20 protein-coding genes are annotated in these 21,066 nt (G+C 56.8%); 10 read left to right on the top strand and 10 right to left on the bottom strand.

Translation table 11 applies throughout. The features are described from left to right. Positions 1-60: 60 nt before the first annotated feature. The 3 genes from carB to AC2FFP_RS02140 all read left to right on the top strand — a co-directional run bounded on the left by carB (position 61) and on the right by AC2FFP_RS02140 (position 5,295). Positions 61-3,405, top strand: a complete 3,345-nt coding sequence (gene carB / locus AC2FFP_RS02130) for a carbamoyl-phosphate synthase large subunit (protein WP_496843631.1) — start codon at positions 61-63, stop codon at positions 3,403-3,405. 254 nt (positions 3,406-3,659) lie between these two features. Continuing rightward, on the top strand, positions 3,660-4,070 hold the full coding sequence (locus tag AC2FFP_RS02135) for a VOC family protein (RefSeq protein ID WP_496843632.1): 411 nt from the start codon (positions 3,660-3,662) through the stop codon (positions 4,068-4,070). A gap of 94 nt (positions 4,071-4,164) precedes the next feature. Continuing rightward, positions 4,165-5,295, top strand: coding sequence for a hypothetical protein (locus AC2FFP_RS02140; protein ID WP_496843633.1), 1,131 nt, complete (start codon positions 4,165-4,167; stop codon positions 5,293-5,295). A 42-nt stretch (positions 5,296-5,337) separates the two neighbouring features. Here AC2FFP_RS02140 and AC2FFP_RS02145 read toward each other — a convergent pair whose 3' ends face one another. Genes AC2FFP_RS02145 through AC2FFP_RS02155 form a run of 3 tightly spaced genes read right to left on the bottom strand, consistent with a single transcriptional unit; the run spans position 5,338 to position 9,898 of the window. Next, positions 5,338-8,385 (bottom strand): efflux RND transporter permease subunit, encoded by a 3,048-nt coding sequence (locus AC2FFP_RS02145; protein WP_496880658.1) that lies wholly within the window; start codon positions 8,383-8,385, stop codon positions 5,338-5,340. Positions 8,386-8,396: 11 nt separating this feature from the next. Then, positions 8,397-9,434 (bottom strand): efflux RND transporter periplasmic adaptor subunit, encoded by a 1,038-nt coding sequence (locus AC2FFP_RS02150; RefSeq protein ID WP_496880659.1) that lies wholly within the window; start codon positions 9,432-9,434, stop codon positions 8,397-8,399. Further along, complete coding sequence (locus AC2FFP_RS02155; protein WP_282151756.1) at positions 9,431-9,898, bottom strand: MarR family winged helix-turn-helix transcriptional regulator; 468 nt, start codon at positions 9,896-9,898, stop codon at positions 9,431-9,433. Before AC2FFP_RS02155 ends, AC2FFP_RS02150 begins: the two co-directional genes overlap by 4 nt. Before the next feature lie 168 nt (positions 9,899-10,066). Here AC2FFP_RS02155 and AC2FFP_RS02160 point away from each other — a divergent pair, with 168 nt between their 5' ends. Beyond that, a complete protein-coding gene (locus AC2FFP_RS02160; protein WP_496880660.1) occupies positions 10,067-11,191 on the top strand; it encodes a beta-ketoacyl-ACP synthase III in 1,125 nt (374 codons plus the stop codon). Between the two features lie 107 nt (positions 11,192-11,298). Here the strand turns inward: AC2FFP_RS02160 and AC2FFP_RS02165 are convergent, their stop codons facing one another. Together AC2FFP_RS02165 and AC2FFP_RS02170 are read right to left on the bottom strand one after the other, a co-directional pair. Further along, the gene (locus AC2FFP_RS02165; RefSeq protein WP_496755234.1) at positions 11,299-11,892 is read right to left on the bottom strand and encodes an HAD-IA family hydrolase; all 594 of its coding nucleotides are present in this window, start codon (positions 11,890-11,892) and stop codon (positions 11,299-11,301) included. Positions 11,893-12,073: 181 nt separating this feature from the next. After that, a complete protein-coding gene (locus AC2FFP_RS02170; RefSeq protein WP_058275729.1) occupies positions 12,074-12,535 on the bottom strand; it encodes a hypothetical protein in 462 nt (153 codons plus the stop codon). 354 nt (positions 12,536-12,889) lie between these two features. Between AC2FFP_RS02170 and AC2FFP_RS02175 the strand changes: the two genes are divergently transcribed. Then, positions 12,890-13,468, top strand: coding sequence for a thymidine kinase (locus AC2FFP_RS02175; RefSeq protein WP_496769063.1), 579 nt, complete (start codon positions 12,890-12,892; stop codon positions 13,466-13,468). Here the strand turns inward: AC2FFP_RS02175 and AC2FFP_RS02180 are convergent. From AC2FFP_RS02180 to AC2FFP_RS02200, 5 genes are all read right to left on the bottom strand, one after another. Further along, a complete protein-coding gene (locus AC2FFP_RS02180; RefSeq protein WP_496769065.1) occupies positions 13,465-14,415 on the bottom strand; it encodes a 2-hydroxyacid dehydrogenase in 951 nt (316 codons plus the stop codon). The genes AC2FFP_RS02175 and AC2FFP_RS02180 overlap by 4 nt on opposite strands. After that, entirely contained in the window at positions 14,415-14,753 is a 339-nt protein-coding gene (locus AC2FFP_RS02185) for a tRNA-binding protein (RefSeq protein ID WP_058275547.1), read from the bottom strand. Before AC2FFP_RS02185 ends, AC2FFP_RS02180 begins: the two co-directional genes overlap by 1 nt. Next, positions 14,746-15,561 carry a pyrroline-5-carboxylate reductase gene (gene proC, locus AC2FFP_RS02190; protein WP_496769067.1) on the bottom strand — a complete coding sequence of 272 codons (816 nt, stop codon included), beginning with the start codon at positions 15,559-15,561 and terminating at the stop codon, positions 14,746-14,748. Before proC ends, AC2FFP_RS02185 begins: the two co-directional genes overlap by 8 nt. 36 nt (positions 15,562-15,597) lie before the next feature. Further along, a complete protein-coding gene (locus tag AC2FFP_RS02195) occupies positions 15,598-16,098 on the bottom strand; it encodes a type III secretion system chaperone family protein (protein ID WP_496724030.1) in 501 nt (166 codons plus the stop codon). Positions 16,099-16,412: 314 nt separating this feature from the next. Continuing rightward, on the bottom strand, positions 16,413-16,661 hold the full coding sequence (locus AC2FFP_RS02200) for an accessory factor UbiK family protein (protein ID WP_496880661.1): 249 nt from the start codon (positions 16,659-16,661) through the stop codon (positions 16,413-16,415). A 97-nt stretch (positions 16,662-16,758) separates the two neighbouring features. Between AC2FFP_RS02200 and lgt the strand changes: the two genes are divergently transcribed. From lgt to AC2FFP_RS02225, 5 genes are all read left to right on the top strand, one after another. Continuing rightward, positions 16,759-17,646, top strand: a complete 888-nt coding sequence (gene lgt / locus AC2FFP_RS02205; protein ID WP_496880662.1) for a prolipoprotein diacylglyceryl transferase — start codon at positions 16,759-16,761, stop codon at positions 17,644-17,646. Further along, positions 17,643-18,710, top strand: a complete 1,068-nt coding sequence (locus AC2FFP_RS02210) for a class I SAM-dependent methyltransferase (protein ID WP_496880663.1) — start codon at positions 17,643-17,645, stop codon at positions 18,708-18,710. Before lgt ends, AC2FFP_RS02210 begins: the two co-directional genes overlap by 4 nt. Next, on the top strand, positions 18,707-19,465 hold the full coding sequence (pgeF, locus tag AC2FFP_RS02215; protein ID WP_496724024.1) for a peptidoglycan editing factor PgeF: 759 nt from the start codon (positions 18,707-18,709) through the stop codon (positions 19,463-19,465). Before AC2FFP_RS02210 ends, pgeF begins: the two co-directional genes overlap by 4 nt. Positions 19,466-19,734: 269 nt before the next feature. After that, positions 19,735-19,863: a hypothetical protein gene (locus AC2FFP_RS02220; protein WP_496738197.1), complete on the top strand. Its 129-nt coding sequence runs from the start codon at positions 19,735-19,737 to the stop codon at positions 19,861-19,863. Between the two features lie 332 nt (positions 19,864-20,195). Beyond that, positions 20,196-20,978: a Hint domain-containing protein gene (locus tag AC2FFP_RS02225; RefSeq protein WP_496769076.1), complete on the top strand. Its 783-nt coding sequence runs from the start codon at positions 20,196-20,198 to the stop codon at positions 20,976-20,978. Positions 20,979-21,066 lie beyond the last annotated feature (88 nt).

A 21,066-nucleotide genomic window follows, 5' to 3' on the forward strand; every position in this document is an offset into this window, starting at 1 on the left:
GCAGGACAATTTGGGCGCTTGGGGGTGCCCTGAATCGCGGACAATCGAAGGAACGTGGCCATGCCGAGAAGAACCGACATTCAGTCGATCATGATCATCGGGGCGGGCCCCATTGTTATTGGTCAGGCTTGCGAGTTCGACTATTCCGGCGCTCAGGCCTGCAAGGCACTACGGGAAGAAGGGTACCGGGTCATCCTGGTGAACTCAAACCCCGCCACGATCATGACCGACCCCGAATTGGCCGACGCGACTTATATCGAACCGATCACGCCAGAAGTTGTCGCCAAGATCATTGAAAAAGAACGCCCCGACGCGCTGCTGCCCACCATGGGCGGGCAGACCGGCCTGAACACCTCGCTCGCGCTGGAAGAGATGGGCGTGCTGGACAAGTTTGGCGTCGAGATGATCGGTGCCAAGCGCGACGCCATTGAAATGGCCGAAGACCGCGCCTTGTTCCGCGAGGCGATGGACCGGCTGGGCATCGAAAACCCCAAGGCCGAGATCGTGACTGCCCCCAAGAACGAAAGCGGCAAGAAAGACCTGGACGCCGGTGTGGCGCTGGCCCTCGAAACCCTTGAAAATGTAGGCTTACCCGCCATCATCCGCCCCGCCTTTACGCTGGGCGGCACAGGCGGCGGCGTGGCGTATAACCGCGAAGACTATATCCATATTTGTCGCACCGGCATGGATGCCTCGCCAGTGGGCCAGATCCTAATCGACGAAAGCCTTTTGGGATGGAAAGAATACGAGATGGAGGTGGTGCGCGACACCGCCGACAACGCCATCATCGTCTGCTCCATCGAAAACATCGACCCGATGGGCGTGCACACGGGTGACTCGATCACCGTCGCCCCGGCCCTGACGCTGACTGACAAAGAATACCAGGTCATGCGCAATCACTCGATTGCCGTGCTGCGCGAGATCGGCGTCGAGACCGGCGGATCGAACGTACAATGGGCGATCAACCCGGTCGACGGACGGATGGTCGTGATCGAGATGAACCCGCGCGTATCGCGTTCTTCGGCGCTGGCGTCAAAGGCAACCGGTTTCCCGATTGCCAAGATCGCCGCCAAGCTGGCCGTCGGTTATACGCTGGATGAGCTGGACAACGACATCACCAAAGTCACCCCGGCCAGCTTTGAGCCGACCATCGACTATGTTGTCACCAAGATTCCGAAATTCGCGTTCGAGAAATTCCCCGGCTCCGAGCCCTACCTGACCACCGCCATGAAATCGGTGGGTGAGGCCATGTCTATCGGCCGTACTATCCACGAATCGATGCAAAAGGCGCTGGCTTCGATGGAATCGGGTCTGACCGGGTTTGATGAGGTGGAAATCCCCGGCCTGAATGTCGGTGTCTGGGACGAAGCCGACGACAAGGCCGCCGTCATCAAAGCAATCAGCCAGCAGACGCCCGACCGTCTGCGCACCATCGCGCAAGCAATGCGCCACGGGCTGACCGACGATGAGATCTTTGGCGTCACCAAGTTCGACCCTTGGTTCCTTGCCCGTATCCGCGAGATAATCGAAGCCGAACGCCAAGTGCGCAAAGACGGCCTGCCCGTGACCGAGGAAGGCATCCGTAAGCTCAAGATGCTGGGCTTTACTGACGCGCGTTTGGGAAATCTGACTGGTCGTGACGAAGACAACGTCCGCCGGGCGCGCCGCAATCTGGGCGTTACAGCCGTGTTCAAACGCATCGACACCTGCGCCGCCGAGTTCGAGGCGCAGACGCCCTATATGTATTCGACCTACGAAGCCCCCATGATGGGTGACGTAGAATGCGAGGCGCGTCCGTCTGACCGCAAGAAAGTCGTCATCCTTGGCGGTGGCCCGAACCGGATTGGTCAAGGCATCGAGTTCGACTATTGCTGCTGCCACGCCTGTTTCGCGCTGACCGACGCTGGTTATGAAACCATCATGATCAACTGCAACCCCGAGACCGTGTCGACCGACTACGACACCTCGGATCGTCTTTATTTTGAACCTCTGACTTTCGAACACGTCATGGAAATCCTGACGAAGGAACAGGAAAACGGCACGCTGCACGGTGTGATTGTTCAATACGGCGGTCAGACCCCGCTAAAACTGGCCAACGCGCTGGAATCAGAAGGCATTCCGATCCTCGGCACCACGCCGGACGCCATCGACCTGGCCGAAGACCGTGAACGGTTCCAGGCACTGGTCAATGATCTGGGCTTGAAACAGCCTAAGAATGGCATCGCATCTACCGACGAACAAGCGCTGGAAATTGCTGAAGATATCGGTTTCCCGCTGGTGATCCGCCCCTCATACGTTCTGGGTGGTCGCGCTATGGAAATCGTGCGCGATATGGATCAGCTGAAACGCTACATCAACGAGGCGGTGGTCGTCTCGGGTGACAGCCCTGTACTGCTGGATAGCTATCTGGCTGGTGCGGTTGAGCTGGACGTCGACGCCCTTTGTGATGGCACAGACGTTCACGTTGCAGGCATCATGCAGCACATCGAAGAAGCCGGCGTCCACTCGGGTGACTCGGCCTGTTCGCTGCCGCCCTATTCGCTGTCAAAAGAAATCATCGTGCAAATCAAGGACCAGGCATACAAATTGGCCAAGGCACTGAACGTTGTCGGCCTGATGAATGTGCAGTTCGCGATCAAGGACGATGAAATCTACCTGATCGAAGTAAACCCACGCGCCTCGCGGACCGTACCGTTTGTGGCCAAGGCGACCGACAGTGCGATTGCTTCGATTGCAGCACGCGTCATGGCCGGTGAGAAACTTTCGAACTTCCCTATGCGCCCCGCATACAAGGATGGTCAGGATACCAAGATTGCCGACCAGATGACGCTGGCCGATCCGGACATGCCGTGGTTCTCGGTGAAAGAGGCTGTTTTGCCTTTTGCCCGCTTCCCCGGCGTTGACACCATTCTGGGCCCGGAAATGCGTTCCACTGGCGAGGTCATGGGCTGGGACCGCGACTTCCCGCGCGCCTTCCTCAAGGCGCAGATGGGCGCAGGCATGGTTCTGCCCTCTTCGGGTCGTGCGTTTATCTCGATCAAGGACGCCGATAAAGGTGCCGCTATGCTTGAAGCCGCTCAAGTTCTGACGGAACAGGGCTTTTCGCTTGTCGCGACCCGTGGCACACAAAGCTGGTTGGCCGAGCAAGGCGTTGCCTGTGAGATCGTCAACAAGGTCTATGAGGGCCGCCCGGACGTGGTCGATATGTTGAAAGACGGCCAGGTTCAGCTGTTGATGAACACCACCGAAGGCGCGCAAGCGGTTGAGGACAGCAAAGCCATCCGATCCATCGCACTGTATGACAAGATCCCATACTACACGACAGCTGCCGCAAGCCACGCCGCCGCGCTGGCGATTAAGGCGCAGACCGAAGGCGATGTCGAGGTTAGATCGCTGCAGGGCTGATCGGCCTTAACCTGCTTACACGACCGAACGTTTCGCGCGCCCGTTGACCTTGTGTCCCCGGGCGCGCATCTTTTCTATGATTGAGCAGAAGGAAAAAAACAAATGCGCAGGTTTATTGTTTTCGCCGCAATGATGACGCTTGCAGCGTGTGATGTGCCCTTTGTCCCGCTGATCTAAAACAGCTTTCAGTGCCGTTTTTCTGTAACCCTCCGATATAAAGGCCGTGTGATACCGTCCCTAAATCGGGGGAAGCCGTGCGCCTTTACGTCACTTATGGAACAAATGACCTGTCGCGGGCCATTAAGTTCTATGACGCGATCTTTTCTGTCTTGGAACTGCCACGCCTTCCGGGATGGACCAAAGATCGTGCGGGTTGGGGAACCGAACCAGACGATGGGACCGGGTTCTGGATAAACACACCCTTTGACGGGAACCCTGCCGATGTGGGCAACGGGACGATGATCGCGTTTCCCACCCAAAGCGCCGCAACGGTCCGACAGTTTCACACTGCAGGGCTGGAGCATGGTGGCACAGACGCTGGTGCCCCGGGTACAAGAGACTATTACGCACCTGATTTCTATGTCACTTATCTGCGCGACCCTGACGGGAACAAACTGTCCTGTTTTTATTATCACTATGACCCGGCGAGGGATCCGGGCGACTGAACCCGGCGCTAGAAATACCGATGAGCTGGCTATCTAAGCGCATGTAAGTTGGCGGCAACAATTCGAAATTGCCAGCAAGTTTAAGGCAACGACATTGACACAAGAGCACTATCCGATTTTTGCCTCCAGCAGCCTTACGGAACTCGGGCTACGCCGCGAAATGAAACCGGGCCATGTTGGCCCAGACTATACCGAGCACGTGTACGACTATGACACGTTCTGGTACGATGCATTTTGGGACCGGGGCAGCCTGGTGGTTTTCTGCCCAAAACTGTTCGGCCTGTACCACGTGATCCGAGAAGGCCAGTTTTATCTGGATGAAGACAAAGTCGGGAAACCCCGCCTGAAGTCCCATGAGTTCTATGATCTATTGATCATCCGGACGTCAAAGAAGCCACAAACCCTAAGGTTTGAATGGCGCGGTTCTGGTGTCGAGTCGCCCGTGAATTCGGTCCAGCAGGATTCGGCCCCTCACACTGGGAAAAACGTGGCCGTAACCTTGTCGCGTGACAACGACCTGACCTGGATTGAAGATTTTGCCCGTTACCATTGTCAGATGCATGGGCTGGAGCAGATGCTGTTCTTCGACAATGCCTCAACCCGGTATGGGCTGGACGACATCCGCGAAGCGCTGAGGCGGGGTGGGATCCATAACCCAACGGTGCTGTCCGCGCCTTTCAGGTACGGCGTTGTTTCGCAAGACAGAAAGGGCAAAAACCGTCACAATACGATGTTTCTGCAGACTTCGCTGCTGAACATCGCGCGCTTGCGTTTTCTTTCCGGCGCTCGCGCGGTTCTTCAATGTGATATTGATGAACTGGTCTGGTGCAAAAGCGGTACAATTTTTGACCTCACCCAAAAACGGCCAACCGGGTTTGTCCGCCTGGGTGTGGAATGGCGGTATCCGGATGCAGGCTGCACCGAAAATTTTCGACATTCCGATCACATCCGCAAAAAGGCGGACGACAAACTGTGCAGAGCCAAATACTGCATCGCGCCCTCTGGTCCTCTTTGGTTTACGTCATGGCACGTCCACACAATCGGGCTGTTGAAGTCACGAGGCAGTCTGATCACCCCAAAATCCAATGGCGTCTGGCATTGCAAGGCAATCACGTCGAGCGCTTGGCGAAGTTATGACACTAATGCCCGATCCAACTATGACATTGCCCCTGAAACGCAGGCGGCCTTAGACCGAGTCAATTGGTCGAAAAACCCGGCTGGATAGGACACCAGCCGGGTTTGAGAAATTCGACAAAAATCTGAGCTGTTACGCAGCGGCTTCTTTAATCTCACGCTTTTCATCTCGCGCGAAGAAGATCATGTAGAAGACGGGCGCTGCGACCATCGTCAGGATTGTCGCGAAGGCCAGGCCGCCCATAATCGTCACCGCCATGGACTTGAAGAACGCATCTGTCAGCAACGGCGCCATGCCCAGAATAGTGGTGATCGCGGCCAGCATCACTGGGCGCAGACGTGAGACCGAGGCCTCGATGATCGACTCGCGCAAGCCTTTGCCGGTTTCGCGGACCAGATCGATTTCCTCGACCAAAACAATGCCGTTCTTGATTAGCATCCCCGACAGGCTGAGCAGACCCAGCAGCGCCGTGAAGGTGAACGGAAGACCAGTACCCAACAACCCGATAACCACGCCATTTACGGACATCGGCACCAGCAACCAGATGATAATCGGCTGACGGATGGCGTTAAAAATCAACACCGAAATCAGCACCATGATCAACAGGCTGACCGGCAACTGACGGCCCAGGCTTTCGTTGGCGTCACCGGCGTTTTCGAACTCGCCACCCCACTCCATGCGATACCCTGCGGGCAGTTCCATCTCTTCGATGGCAGCGCGAACTTCCGAGTGGACCTGAGCCGCCGTCAGACCCGCCGGAATTTCGGCGCCGACGGTAATGGTCAGCACCCGGTCACGACGATGAACCAGCGTGTTGAGCGATTTGTACTCGAACCCGTCGACCATCTGTTCGATTGGCACAAACTTTTCGGACTGATCCGAGTACACGACCTGATCGACGATCGAGTAATCTCCGTCCGCAGGGCGGCGGATGATGATCGGGATCAAACGGTCGCGTTCCCGGAATACACCCGCCCTGATACCATCGGTCGAAAATTGCAGCGTTCCGGCGATATCTTCACGGGTGACACCGGCAGTCTGCGCTCGTTCTGTCGCATAGATAGGCTGAACCGCCAGTTCCTTCTCACGCCAGTCCTGATAGACATGCAAAGCGTTCTCGGACGCACCGCGCATCCGCTGAATCGCTTCGTCCGCAAGCTGCCGCAGAACAGCCGGATCACTACCCGAGAACCGGGCCTGGATCGGATCACCGCCGCCAGGGCCAAAGATCAGACGCTTGGTGCGGAACTCACCTTCGGGGAATTGAGCGGAGCCAAACGCCTCTAGATCAGCCTGCAATGCGGGAATGTCATCCAGAGTTTCTGTACGGATGATCATGTGGCCATAGCTGGGGTTCGGTTTCTCTGCCGAATAGGTCAGCAGAAACCGGGTTGCCCCCTGCCCAACAAATGTGGTGACGGCAACGACATCGTCGCGTTTGTCCAGCCATTCTTCGAATACAGCCATATCCTCGGCCGTTCGCGCGATGGGCGTACCTTGCGGCAGTTTGTAGTGCACGAAGAACAGCGGCGTGTTCGAATCGGGGAAGAACTGCTGTTTGACCAGTCCAAACCCGGCGAAACAGGCAACAGTGACGCTTATCAAACCGGCAACAACCAGCCAGCGGAACCGGAGCGCCCAGCGCAGGATGCTGCCGTAGACACGGAACATGATCCCGCCATAGGCATCCACAGCGCCTGCCTCACCCTGCTTGAAGAAATAGTGGCCCAGCATTGGTGTCACCGTCAGAGCCAGCACCCAGCTCAGCAGCAGTGAAATACCGATCACCGCAAACAGAGAGAACAGGAACTCGCCCGTCGCATCCGGGCTAAGACCGATCCCTGCAAAGGCCATGATCCCGATGACGGTCGCGCCCAACAACGGGATTTGCGTCTTGGAAGCAGCTTCATCCGCAGCATCGCGCGAGTTTTTCCCGCGCAGCATCGCGATCTGCATGCCCTCAGCCACAACGATGGCGTTATCCACCAACATACCCATCGCGATAATCAGCGCACCCAACGAGATCCTCTCCATCTCGATTGAGAACATCGACATGAACAGCAGCGTTCCCACCACGGTCAGCAACAGGGTTGAGCCGACAACAACCGCCGCGCGCCATCCCATGAACACCGCGAGTACGATAACCACAATGGTCACGGACATGGCCAGATTTACCAGAAAGTCATTCGAGGCCTGTTCCACCACCACGTGCTGTTGGTAGATCGGCAGGATTTCGACGCCAAAGGGGATCTGAGGGTCAAGTTCCGCAAACTTCGCATCGGCGCGCTTGCCGACCTCAACAATGTTTTCGGAGGATAGGCCAGCGATCCCCAGAGTAAAAGCCTCGGTCCCGTTAAAGCGGATCATAATGTCCGGGTCGGTCTGGCGACCTCGGAAAACGTCAGACATGTCAAACAGGTTGATCACCTGCCCCTGCGAACCGACAGACAGACCGGCGATGGCGGAAACTGAGTCCGACCCTTCGGCGGTCAGGATCGTTGTACGGTCATTCTCTGAACGCAGCGAACCCGACGCGTTCACAGAGTCTGCGTTGGCAATAGCTTCATTGATGGACTGCAGCGGCACATTCTGGTTCACCGAGATGGCCAGATCGGGTTCTACAAAGATAGCCTCTTGCGGCAGGCCCATCACTTCTACGTCTGCGACGCCTTCGACGGTCAGCAATTCGCGCCGCAAGAAGGTGGACAGCTCGTGTTTTTCAGCGTCCGAAAACCCATCAGCCGTTACCGCATAGAACAGCCCGAACACGTCGCCGAACCTGTCATTGACCAGCGGCGCCTGCACTCCGGACGGCAGGCTGCGGGCCGTATCACGCACCTTGGCGCGCAGCTTAGTCCAGATTTCGGGCAATTCGGTTCCGTCATATGTCGATTGGATCTCAACTTCGATCAGCGAAAGCCCGGGCTGATTCACGGATGTGATCGTATCAACCTCACCCAGTTGCTGGATGGCGGATTCCAGTGGCTCGGACACCTCCAGCGCCACCTGTTCAGCCGTTGCACCGGGATATTGGGTCACGATGACCGCGTTTTTGATGGTGAAGGCCGGATCTTCCAGACGTCCCAACGACAGGAAACCCCAGACGCCACCAAACAGGGCGATCAGGATTATCAGCCACGTATAGATCGGGCGATCAATGGATGCGCGCGCAATGTTCATCGATCCGCCCTTCAGTTCGCAAAGCCAGCAAAGCGGCGAACGGCTTGGCCATCTGTCAACGTGCTGCCACCCGCGACGACGATCTCGTCACCATCGTTCAACCCTGTCAGAACACGGACTTCGCCGGTCTGCGTGGGTTCGATGGTAACCGGCACAAGCTGGACGGCGCCTTCATCGGCCCCAACCGGTGAAAACACCATGACGCCCAGACCGCCCTCAGCGTCCGAAATGATGGCCGTTGCAGGCACAACGATACCTGTCCGGGCGTCCTGGACCTTCACATTCACGGTCACCGACGAACCCGGCAAAATCTGCAACCCTTCGGGAGGGGTAAGACCAAACTGGATACGGAACGTCTGACCGACGCTTGAAGTTTCCGCGTCAAATTCTCGGATCTGCAGAGGGAAGACCTCGTCGCTGGTTGGAAACTTCGCCGTAATCGTAATGTCATCTTCTTGACCCGAGCGTTGGAACAGGATTTCAGGAACATCCACTTCGATCCGCAATTCGGACATATCGTGGATACGCACGATGGGTGCCCCTGCGTTTACAGTGGTAAAAGACTCGACCGTTCGACGAGATACCAACGCGTCAAACGGCGCGGTCAGTGTTGCGTGTTCCAGATCGTATTCTGCATCGCGGACCGCGATATCCGCCAGTTGCGCTTCGGTTTCCGCGTCGTCCACCGCCACCTGGCTGGCTGTGGTTCCGCGCAAACGAGAAAGACGGGCCACGGTACGATCCGCCTGATCCTTTTGCAGGACAGCGCGGTCATAGCGGCGCTGGAATGGTTCCTGATCCAGTTGCGCGATCAGCTCGCCCTTGGGTATCACGAACCCCTCGGTCACCGGCATTTCGACGATTTGCCCGGAAACCTGAAAGGCCAGATCGACGGTTTGCCGCGCAGCGACGCGACCAAAAAACTGGCGCGAGAAGCCGGGCGATGTCTCTTGGACCATCATTAGTTTTACGGGCTTGGCGCTATCCTGCGCCAAAACGGAGGCGGCGAACACGGTCAGAGCGACGCTCAGTACAGTGAAGAGTTTCATTTCTTCAATCCCTCAGGAATTCCTGTTTTCATTATGTTTTCCCGGATCTTCCGGGCCAGTCGTGCAAACTCGGCAGTTTCGTCAGCATCCAGCCCAGAAGCTCGGCGGAACAGGTCTCCCGCCTCGGACATCAGAACCTGTCGCATCTCAAGCCCCTTGTCGGTCAGAACCAACAACCAAGCCCGACGGTCTTCCGGATCGCGCTGGCGGGTCAGGTACCCTGCCTCTTCCAGCGCGTCAGCGGTTGACGTGATTGTGGATGGCACCGTCAGCATGTCTGCAGCCAAAACGCCCATGCGTTTGGGTCGCTCAAGCTTGACCATCATATGGCATTCCTGATGACTCAACCCGACCTCTAATGCGTCCAGGCTTTCTTCTAGTTTCCAGTAGAGCGCATAGACCCCCATCATCGCTTGCACTTCAGGACTGAGGCAGCGGACCAGCGCGCTATCGTCATGGGTCATCGGTGAATCCGTTTGTAACTTTGGCCTCGCATATACTTCGAAATATGAACTATTCAAGATGTGAAGTGGATTTCAGCCCAAACTTTGACATTCCCTTGGGTCAACGTCTCTTGATCTAACCCTTGTATGCCTGCATTTTGGGCGAATCCGAAACATTCAGGTCTTATCATGTACACGCCCGCGATTACCGGCTCAGGTGTTTTCACCCCCGAAAACGTCATCACCAACGCCGAACTTGTCACGGCCTTCAACGCCTATGCCGACAAGATGAACGCCCAAAACGCAGACGCAATCGCGGCGGGTGAGATTGAGCCGATGCAGCATTCGTCGGAAGAGTTCATCTTCAAGGCCTCGGGTATCGAGAAACGCTACGTGATGGACAAGGACGGTGTTCTGGACCCTGACGTGATGCATCCCTTGTTGCGTCAACGTGGCGATGACGAACCGGGCATCATGACCGAGATGGCCGTGGACGCCTGCAAAAAAGCACTGAAACAAGCCGGGCGCAGCGCCGAGGACGTTGATCTGGTAATCTGTGCCGCGTCTAACCACGAACGCGCCTACCCCGCCGTCGCGATCGAAATCCAGCAAGCGCTTGGGATCAACGGGTTCGGGTTTGATATGAATGTCGCCTGTTCTTCGGCCACTTTCGGGATTCAGGCCGCCGCGGACATGGTCCGCTCCGGCTCGGTCCGCGCCGCATTGGTGGTAAACCCCGAGATTTGTTCAGGGCATCTGGAATGGCGCGACCGCGATTGTCATTTCATCTTTGGCGACGTGGCCACCGCCACTTTGATCGAGCGGGTCGAAGACGCGAAGGGTCCGCATTTCGAAATTCTGTCGACACGCTGCGCGACCGAATTCTCGAACAATATCCGCAACAACAACGGCTTCCTGCGTCGTTCACGCCCTGACGGGGTGGTCGACCGCCGTGACATGCAGTTCATGCAGAACGGACGCAAAGTCTTCAAAGAAGTGCTGCCAATGGTCAGCAAGCACATCTCGGATCACATGGACGCGGAAGGCGTGAACAGCGATGACCTGAAACGCCTGTGGCTGCATCAGGCCAACAAGACCATGAATGACTTCATCGGCAAGAAGGTTCTGGGACGCGAACCCGAGGTAGGCGAACAGCCCAACATCCTGCAAGATTATGCCAACACCTCCTCGGCCGGGTCCATCATCGCGTTTTCCAAGTATTCGGATGATCTGTCAGATGGAGATGTCGGCCTGATCTGTTCGTTCGGTGCGGGGTATTCGGTTGGATCGGTGATCGTCAAACGGCACAGTTGACTTCTTGGCATCGCGACACACCGATCACAATCCAGGATACGCCGCACCACAGCGCGCAAGACGACATTAGGAACGCTTGATTGGGACGCAAAAGGTATAATACCCGCTTAACTTACACTGCGGTGTAGAATCGTGGAAAGGCGTTCGGTTCCATCCCAATGGACAGCCTTCCATCCTGCGGATCGGGCTGCCTCAATATTCGGCAGGGTATCATCGACCAGCAAAAGTTCACCCGGTTGGCGCCCGACCTCCCGCGCTGCGAAAGCGAAGAACTCAGGTTTTGGCTTTCTGCACCCTGCTTTTGCTGAGTACACGATGCCGTCAACTTCATCGCCGAGCGCCATTGTCTGCATGAGATAGATTGCTCTCATGTGATCCTGGTTGGTTGCAAGATAAACAGGTATGCCTTTGCGTCTCGCCTCTTGCACATCCGCAACAGTGGTTTCGACTATACTTGAATCCCCTCTAAACCAATAGTCTATCAAATCAGGAGCTTTGATGGTCGGTGCAACACGCTTCAGAACAGCCTCTAGTATCGGTAAGAGTTCAGCCCGTCCCTCGACAATGGCAGTCCATTCAGTTTTGAAAAACTCTTCCGCAAGCAGATTAGGATCTAGTCCCAGATCCTTCGATAAATCAGTGTCCCATCGCAGACCATCGCCGGGACGACCGTCGACGAGGACACCATCAACATCAAGCATCAGGCATTTTGCCATTACCGAACCATTTAGTGACGCAACTGTAGTGGTGCACTTGTCGCTTGTAGGACAATTGAAACGAAACACACCTGTTCAAATCCAATTCAATATAAGGACTGCTAAAAAGGTTGCGGGTTGTTCACAGGAACATCGTCCTAATCCCTGAGCGGCGCACACCGAAACTTCAGCTTACGCTTTCCTCTTCCAGATGCAGCTTCATATCCAGCAGAACTTGTTGCAGCTGGCTGGTTTCCCTCAGAAGACGCTTGGCTTCGTTTACCGTGATGATGCCATCCTCGATTGCTGACTGGTATTCGGTCATCAGCATTGCAAACCGCTGGCTCAGCGCGATGACGTCGGAATTCACTCCGCCAGTACGGGGGCTGTCGTCATTGCGCCCGTCATAGGACAGGGTGATATTTTTCAGATCGGCCAGCGCCGAGGTGACGTGGGGGAAGTTTGCCACTGCTTCAAGCCGCGCCACCGCATCGACCGGCATGAACCGATCAGTATGTTCGACATTGTCAGAATAATAACGGCCCAACGTGGCTTTGGATTTGCCTGTAATCTCACACGCGGATTCGATTCCCACGTCTTTAACCAGCGCTTCAGTGTGTTTTTTCAGGTAGGCCCCGATATCTGCCATGTTTTTACCTTTACTGCCTGCACGCCCCACTAAATCTGCCATTGCGGGGGAAAGGGAAAAGAAAATTCCCATACTCGATTCATAATTGAAATGTCATATGTTGGCTATCCCTCAGATATGCGGGGGTTTTGTGAGTGAGTGGAGGCATTTAATGCCAGTAATGAGTGATTGCGGGTCGGTATTCTTGTCCTGCTACGGTTAGGCCGCATGTTGGCCGACGGCGTCGCTGTTGTTGAGGCGGGGGAATCCATCCCCAATGGGCTTACGCTCGACCTCTGCAACAATAACGGCGACGTCGCTTATTAAAGCTCTTGATGGCTTGCCCGATCAAAGCAGGCGTTTTAGACCCGACCCATGGCAAAACTATACTTTAATTATTCGACGATGAACGCGGGAAAATCGACCGTGTTACTGCAAGCCTCGCACAATTACCGTGAGAGGGGGATGGACACCTATTTGATGACCGCGGCCCTTGATGGCCGGGCCGGTGTTGGCAGGATTGCGTCGCGGATCGGCATATCGGCTGATGCGGACACGTTCGCCGCTGGAACCGACGTGTTCGCGATGATTGAACAGCGCCTGAAAAAAGGGAACGTCACCTGCGTTTTTGTCGATGAGGCGCAATTTCTGACCGAAGAGCAAGTCTGGCAATTGGCCCGGGCGGTCGATGATTTGCGGGTGCCTGTCCTTGCCTATGGCTTGCGCGTGGACTTTCAGGGCCGCCTGTTTCCCGGTTCAGCTGCCCTGCTGGCGCTGGCCGACGAGATGCGCGAAGTGCGGACTATTTGCGAATGCGGACGAAAGGCGACGATGGTCATCCGTCAGGACGAAAACGGCAACGCCATTACCGAAGGCGCGCAGGTGCAGATCGGCGGCAATGAAACCTATGTTTCGCTCTGCCGCAAACACTGGCGCGAGGCCGTCGGGCGCTAGACCGGGTTCGGCAAAGATCGCCCCGCGACGAAAGCTGCAACGTTGTCCAGCGCTATATGCCCCATATCGGTGCGCACCTCTTCGGTCGCTGTGCCAAGATGGGGCAGTATCGTCACATTCTCCATATCGCGCAGGGCCTGCGGAACGGTGGGTTCGAACTCATAAACATCAAGGCCCGCGCCTGCGATCTGACCTGATTGCAGGGCGTTGACCAGTGCGGATTCGTCCACAACTTCTCCGCGCGCGATGTTGATCAAGATGCCCGAAGGTTTCATCGCCTCCAGCACCGGCGCATTGATCAGGTGGCGCGTTTGCGCACCGCCTGGAACGGCGAGCACCAGGAAATCGACCGCAGCCGCCAGTTCTTTCAGGTCCGGTATGTTTTCTGCGGGAAACTCCACCTCTTTCGGGCTGCGCGACTGGTACGCCACGTCCATCCCAAAACCGAAATGACAACGCCACGAAATGGCCTGACCAATTCTGCCCATCCCGACGATCCCAACGCGTTTTCCGGTCACATGATGCCCCAGCATTTGCGTCGGATGCCAGCCTTGCCATTTGCCCGAACGAACCAGCCGTTCCCCCTCGCCCGCGCGGCGCGCGGTCGACAACAGCAACGTCATCGCGATGTCTGCCGTGGCATCGGTAACCGCACCGGGGGTGTTTGAGACCTGAATCCCTGCAGCCCGCGCGGCTACGACGTCGATATGATTGTACCCTACGCCGAAATTTGCCAGCAGTTTGCAGCGCGGCTGCGGCACTTCCGCGAAAATTGTGGCCGAAAACTGATCGCCCAGGGTGGGCACGACCACATCAAATTCGGCCAATGCGTGCCGCATTTCGTCGGGCGACATTGGCAACGTGCTGCTGCGGATCTCGACGTCGAACTCGGCGCGAGCGCGCGCCTCGACGGCGGCCGTCATGGGGCGTGCGATCAAAAGTTTCATCAGTGCATCCGCCCGCCGGTTGGAACCTCGCCATCCGGACCGATCAGAACGATCTCGCCCTTGTCGTCGGGCAGGCCCAGCACCAGAACCTCGGACATGAACTTGCCGATCTGGCGCGGTGGGAAATTGACAACGGCCATCACCTGCTTGCCAACCAACGTCGTCGGATCGTAATGCGCCGTTATCTGGGCTGAGGTTCGGCGCTCGCCAATTTCGTCTCCAAAGTCGATCCACATCTTGATCGCGGGCTTGCGGGCCTCTGGGTAAGGCTCGGCGCGGACAACCTTACCGACCCGAATGTCGACCTTCAGAAAATCATCGAATGAAATCTCACTCACGGGACAGCTCCTTGGATCGGTCAGTTGCAGCCTTGACGGCGCGGTGCAACAGATCGGGGAAACCTTCTTCCTCATGCATCAGCACTTCAAGCGCAGCTTGCGTCGTACCGTTGGGCGACGTCACGTTGACACGCAGCTGCGATGGGTCTTCCTCTGCCGCCATGGCCAAAGCCCCTGCCCCGGCAACGGTCGATTTGGCCAGTTTCATCGCCAGATCAGGCGGCAAGCCTTGCGCCTGTCCGGCTGCTGCCAGCGTTTCGATCAGGTGGAAGACATAAGCAGGCCCCGAACCGCTCAGCCCGGTCACCGCGTCCATCTGCGCCTCGTCCTCAAGGCGAACTGTGTCACCAATTGCGGACAGCAGGTTTTCCGTTAGGGCTACATCGGTGTCTGAGGCGTTTGCATTGCCGATCAATGCTGTGATCCCCTGCCGGATCGCCGCCGGTGTATTTGGCATCGCCCGCACAATTGGGGTGCCTTCACCCAACAAAGCTTCAAAGGTGGCGATTGATGTGCCCGCTGCGACTGACACAAACAGGCTGCCGCCTCCGCCCAGCGCTTTGATCGCTGGCAGTGCCTCGCCCATCATTTGTGGCTTGACGGCCACCAATACGACTGCCGGGGCCTCGGGTAATGGAGTGTTGATATTGACGCCCTGCGCCTTCAGCCAATCCGAAGGATACGGGTCGATCACCCAGACGGCTGACGTAGGAAGGCCATGCTCCAACCAACCGGCGAGCATGGCCGAACCCATCTTACCGCATCCCAGAAGAACCAGCCCCTGCTCGGCGACGCGTGACATGTCCATGATTGCCCCTCTCCATATCCGGTTTGGGGCAAATCTTTACGCGCGGCCGTAGGCCTCTGCAATGGCGACCTGCATGGCATCCTCGGGATCGCGGTTGCCCCAGGTGACCAGTTGGATCGCGGGGTAATAGCGCTCGGCGCTCAGAACCGCGGCGGTGATCATTGTGTCGATCTGTTCCGGGCTGGCCATCTGGCCACCCGCCAGAACCAAACCGTACCGGTAGACCATCAGCTTTTGATTGGCCCAATACGTAAATGCACCGGCCCAGCACTGATCATTCATCTTGTTGAGCAGCTCATAAAGCTCGTTCTCGCGCTCGGAAGGCGGTTCCATTTCGAAAGAACACACCATGCGGAGCGTTTCGTCATAGTTGGACCAGGCCAACGTGATCGAATAGGTGCGCCACTGTCCTTCGACAGCCATGGCAATCTGATCATCCCCGATCCGGTCGAAATCCCAGTCGTGGTGTTCGGCAAGATGTTCAACAATGTCGATTGGATGAAGGTCTTCTTCGAGAAACTGTTCGGAAAGGGCCATAATGCCACCTCACTAATCTCTAGCCTTTTTGGGGGCTGGCAGCGCCCCAGCGCTAGTTGCTTGCTCTACAAGCCGGGCTTCCCCAGTCTGCCTGTACTAGATATGGTGCGCCGCTGGTAGGGTTCTGGCAACCCTATTTGTTGGGGATAACATCAATAAGTTGTGGACAGTCGGCAACGGCGATCAAAATATTGGCGCCACCGCCAGCTTTGTCTTGATTAAATTTGGTAAGGCGTCAGAATACACAACACCGCACAATCCCAGCGTGGATTGCGCGGCGGTTTTCTTTTTTTAAAATCTCGAGTATGCGGAACTTATTTGTCCAGCTTGGTTTCAAGCGCCTCAAGGCGTGCCTCAAGCGCTGCGTTCTCTTCGCGCGCCTTCTGGGCCATGGCGCGCACAGCATCAAATTCTTCGCGCGTGACGAAATCACGATCGGCCAGCCAGCGGTCGATCATCGACTTCATGGCGTTCTCGGCCTCTTCCCGCGCGCCTTGCGCGACGCCCATGGCGTTGGTCATCAGTTGGGAAACGTCATCAAGAATCTTATTACGGGTTTGCATGGCTTTACTCCGGTATCGCGGTTGGTCTCTATATGGGTAAAGAATGGCCCGGGCTCAAGGTTGACTTGCCCCGCTAACCCCGGGCAATGAGACGCACATGCAGGCTGTTCTGAATTTCCCCGACCTTTCGCCCGAAGTTTTCTCGATCTCGCTGTTCGGGATGGAGTTCGCACTTAGATGGTACGCGCTGGCCTATATCGTCGGCATTCTGATCGCATGGCGATTGGGTACTGCGGCACTGAAGCGCCCGGCACTTTGGCCTGCAGATACTCCACCGATGAAACCGCAGCAATTGGAGGATCTGATCACCTGGATCATCCTCGGCGTGATTCTCGGCGGGCGTCTGGGGTTCGTTCTGTTTTACCAACCGGCTTACTACCTATCGCACCCGTTGGAGATATTGATGGTCTGGCAGGGCGGTATGGCCTTCCATGGTGGTTTGCTGGGGGTCGTCGTTGCGTCCTATCTGTATGCGCGGCGTTACCAGGTCCCGGTCTTGTCTTTGGCCGATCTGATCGCACATGCTGTGCCGCCCGGGCTGTTGTTAGGGCGGTTGGCGAACTTCACTAATGCCGAGCTTTGGGGGCGACCCAGCGACGTTCCATGGGCAGTGATCTTTCCAGGTGGCGCCGCGCAGGACTGCCCGGGTGTTGTGGCCGGGATGTGTGCCCGGCACCCTTCACAACTCTATGAAGCCGCACTGGAAGGTTTGTTGCTGGGCGCACTTCTACTGTGGATGGCCTATCGGCGTGGGGCGTTTAACAAGCCGGGTCTGGTGATGGGTGTATTTTTGGCAGGTTATGGTGCCTCGCGTTTCATTGTTGAGTTCTTTCGTCAGCCTGACGCACAATTCGTCTCGGCCGGGAATCCGCTGGGGCTGGCGTGGCACGTGGGCGGCTATGGCCTGACCATGGGGCAAATGCTGTCGCTGCCAATGATCGCACTTGGCCTGTGGTTTGCGCTTCGTGCGCAGCGCGCTCAATGAACCTTAAGGATCACCTACTGGCGCAAATTGCGCTGAATGGCCCGATGAGCGTGGCCGATTTCATGACTGAATGCCTGCTGAACCCTAAGTTCGGATACTACACCACCCGCGATCCGCTGGGCGCTCAGGGGGATTTCATTACCGCCCCGGAAGTCAGCCAGATGTTCGGAGAGTTGATCGGGCTTGCTCTGGCGCAAAGCTGGATGGATCAAGGCAAGCCGGACAGGTTCATTCTAGCAGAGCTGGGACCGGGTCGCGGTACACTGATGGCAGATATTCTGCGCGCAACCAGCAGCATATCTGGATTTCACGAGGCCGCAGAAATTGTTTTGTTCGAGGCCTCCCCTGCTATGCGGGACAGGCAGGCGCAATTGCTGAGCGGTCACAACCCGCGCTGGATCGATACGCTCATCGACCTGCCCGAAGCCCCCCTGTTTCTGGTGGCGAACGAGTTTTTTGATGCCCTGCCAGTCCGCCAATTCATACGTGAAGGTGATGGCTGGCGCGAACGTCTAATCGGTGCGCAGGGCGAATCGCTTACGTATGGGCTGGGGCCGAACATGGCTCAGATCGGTCTGGCGGATCGCATGATAGACACCCAAGATGGCGATCTGGTTGAACTTTGCGCGGCCGCAATTCCGATCCTGACCGTGATCGCTGGGCGGATCGCCACTTATGGCGGGGCGGGTCTGATCGTGGATTACGGTGACTGGCATTCGCTGGGCGACACGTTTCAAGCTTTGCAATCACATGAACGTGTTGATCCCCTGCAAGCTCCGGGTCGGGCGGATCTGACCGCGCATGTAGATTTTGAGCCCCTTGCTATTGCCGCACGCGCCGCCGGTTGCGCCCATACAAAGCTGACACCTCAGGGCATGTTTCTGGAACGGCTGGGCATCACGGCCCGCGCACAGGCGCTGGCTGCGCCACTCGGCAGGTCTGAGCTTGAGGCGCTCATTGCTGCACATCGCCGGTTGACGCATCCCGAGGAAATGGGAAATCTGTTCAAAGTACTGGGCCTCTACCCTTCTTATGCTGCACCTCCACCGGGACTGGAACCATGACATTGGAAATTCTGACCTCGGACGTCCTATCGCCTGTCCGCCACGGGTTTTTCAGCCGTCGGGGCGGAGCGTCTTCCGGAATATTCGCGGGTTTAAACTGCGGCTATGGCTCGTCTGACCAAACCGAAGCGGTGGCAGTGAACCGTCAGCGCGTGGCCGCGGCGATGGAGGTCAACCCGGACGCATTGGTCGGGGTGCATCAAGTGCATTCCCCAACCGTTCTGACAGTGGACGCTCCGATAAATGGCGACAAACCCAAAGCGGATGCGGTTGTCACCGCAACCCCGGGATTGGCGCTGACGATTCTGACAGCGGATTGCCAACCGGTCCTGTTTGCCGATTCTGACGCGAATGTGATCGGGGCTGCGCATGCCGGGTGGCGCGGTGCTTTGGACGGTGTATTGGAGGCAACCCTGGACGCGATGGAGGCATTGGGCGCGCAGCGGGAAAACACCGTCGCTGTCATTGGTCCTACGATTTCTCAAAACGCGTATGAGGTCGGTCCAGATTTCCTGGATGAATTCGCAGCGGATTCGCCCGAAAACCTTAGGTTCTTCGCGAATGGCAATGGGGATCGACTGCAGTTCGACCTGCCCGCCTTTGGTCTGCACAGATTGCGGCAAGCCGGGGTGGGTCAGGCGGAATGGACGCGGCACTGCACCTATTCAGACCCGGACAGATTTTATTCCTTCCGCCGCTCGACCCACGCGAAAGAAGCCGATTATGGCCGTTTGATCTCCGCCATTAAATTGTAGAGCGCGCCCAAAATGTGGCGAAATCGCCGCTTTTTCGCCACATTTGTTGTGTCTGTTTGAGTCGAGACATTTTGACTTTTATTGTCCGCACTCAGGTGTTTATCAAACGATTATCCCGCGGTGCGAGGCATTCCAAAGAAGAGGATCTGCCGACCTTCGACTTTACTGTTTAAATCCTGAGTCAGCCTTATCGGTGCCGCATTGACGCGCCACACTGATCCTACACAGGAACCCGGGGTAGCTGCCCCGGTACGACTAGGAATAATAACATGAAGGTTAAATCTCGTTTTCTCAGTGCCGTTGTTGCGGCCACGCGAGAACAGGCACCGGAAATGCCGTGGAAACGGGTTTCCAGTTCTTCGATCAGGGTCGCGCGCCGCTTGGCACGCCAACGCTGATCAAAAGCCCAAGGAACCATGCTGCCGGTTCCAAGGGTCAAGACGCACATCGGAGGGGTGCTCCGGGCCGGTGTGTGACCAACCGCTGAAATTTCCAGCGGCCTGGTTCAGGGGTGTGTGTGCGCAGGTAATTTCCGCCTGTGTTTTAGTGAGTTTGTCTGGGGGGTCAGTGTGTTGACCAAAGGAAAGCGAAAGTTCATCGCGTTGCGACGCCGCAAAGGCGTGCGCCCTGAGGTCGCTATCTCATTAAAGACAAAGAATACGCCGGTCAGGTTGCCCTGTACGGAGGGCTTTACCCGTCTGAACGGTATTTTAGGAGGGACGGAATAAAAATGACAATTCCACATTCCTTGACGCGCGCAGCCAGAAACGCGGTCGAAACTTCGGCCATGCTGCGCGAAATTCCGAAGACAAACGCAAGACCAAAGGCGCAGTTGCGGCGCTATGAGGTCAGTACCTTGATGCCGAACGGAGATGTTTCGCAAACGCGCCACATCGCCCCGGCATTGCCCATGTTCGAAGACGCCTTTTGTGCCTTTACACGCGGATCCCTGGTGGAAACCGAAAACGGCCCATTGGCGATCGAAGATCTGCTTCCGGGCGACATGGTTCTGACGCAGGATGGCGCACTGCAGACCGTGTTGTGGAAGGGGTCGGTGACCCTGATTCCCGGGCGCGCGGATTCGCGTGGGCGTACACGCCCGCTAACTCGGATCATGGCCGATACATTTGGAATGCAAAAGCCGCTGTCCGGCGTAATCGCGGGACCTGCAGCACGTCTGCTGGGCGCACCTGCGCATCTGCGCCATTTACACGACGGGGGCGAAATTCTGACCCCTGTCCATGAATTCCAGGACGGTATGAGCGTGATCGAAACATTGCCGCCGACCCCGATTGAGCTGTTTCACATCTGCCTGAAACGTCATTCGGTCATCAAGGTCGATGGCCTGCAATTCGAATCATACCATCCGGGAGTCAATGCCGCACGCCAGGTTAGCCAATCGCTCAGATCGATCTACTTGAACTTGTTTGCGCATATCGAATCGCTGAGCGATTTTGGTCCACTGGTTCTACCACGCGCAGGAGACGGTGAGATAAATGCGCTTTCTGCGTGACAACGAAAACTAACTGCAATGTGGGGGCATTATGCAGCTGATAATTAGTTGGGTTCTATCATTAACGGTCGCTGCTTTTCTGCCGCCG

It is taken from the genome of Ruegeria sp. YTSC004, from assembly GCF_059609805.1.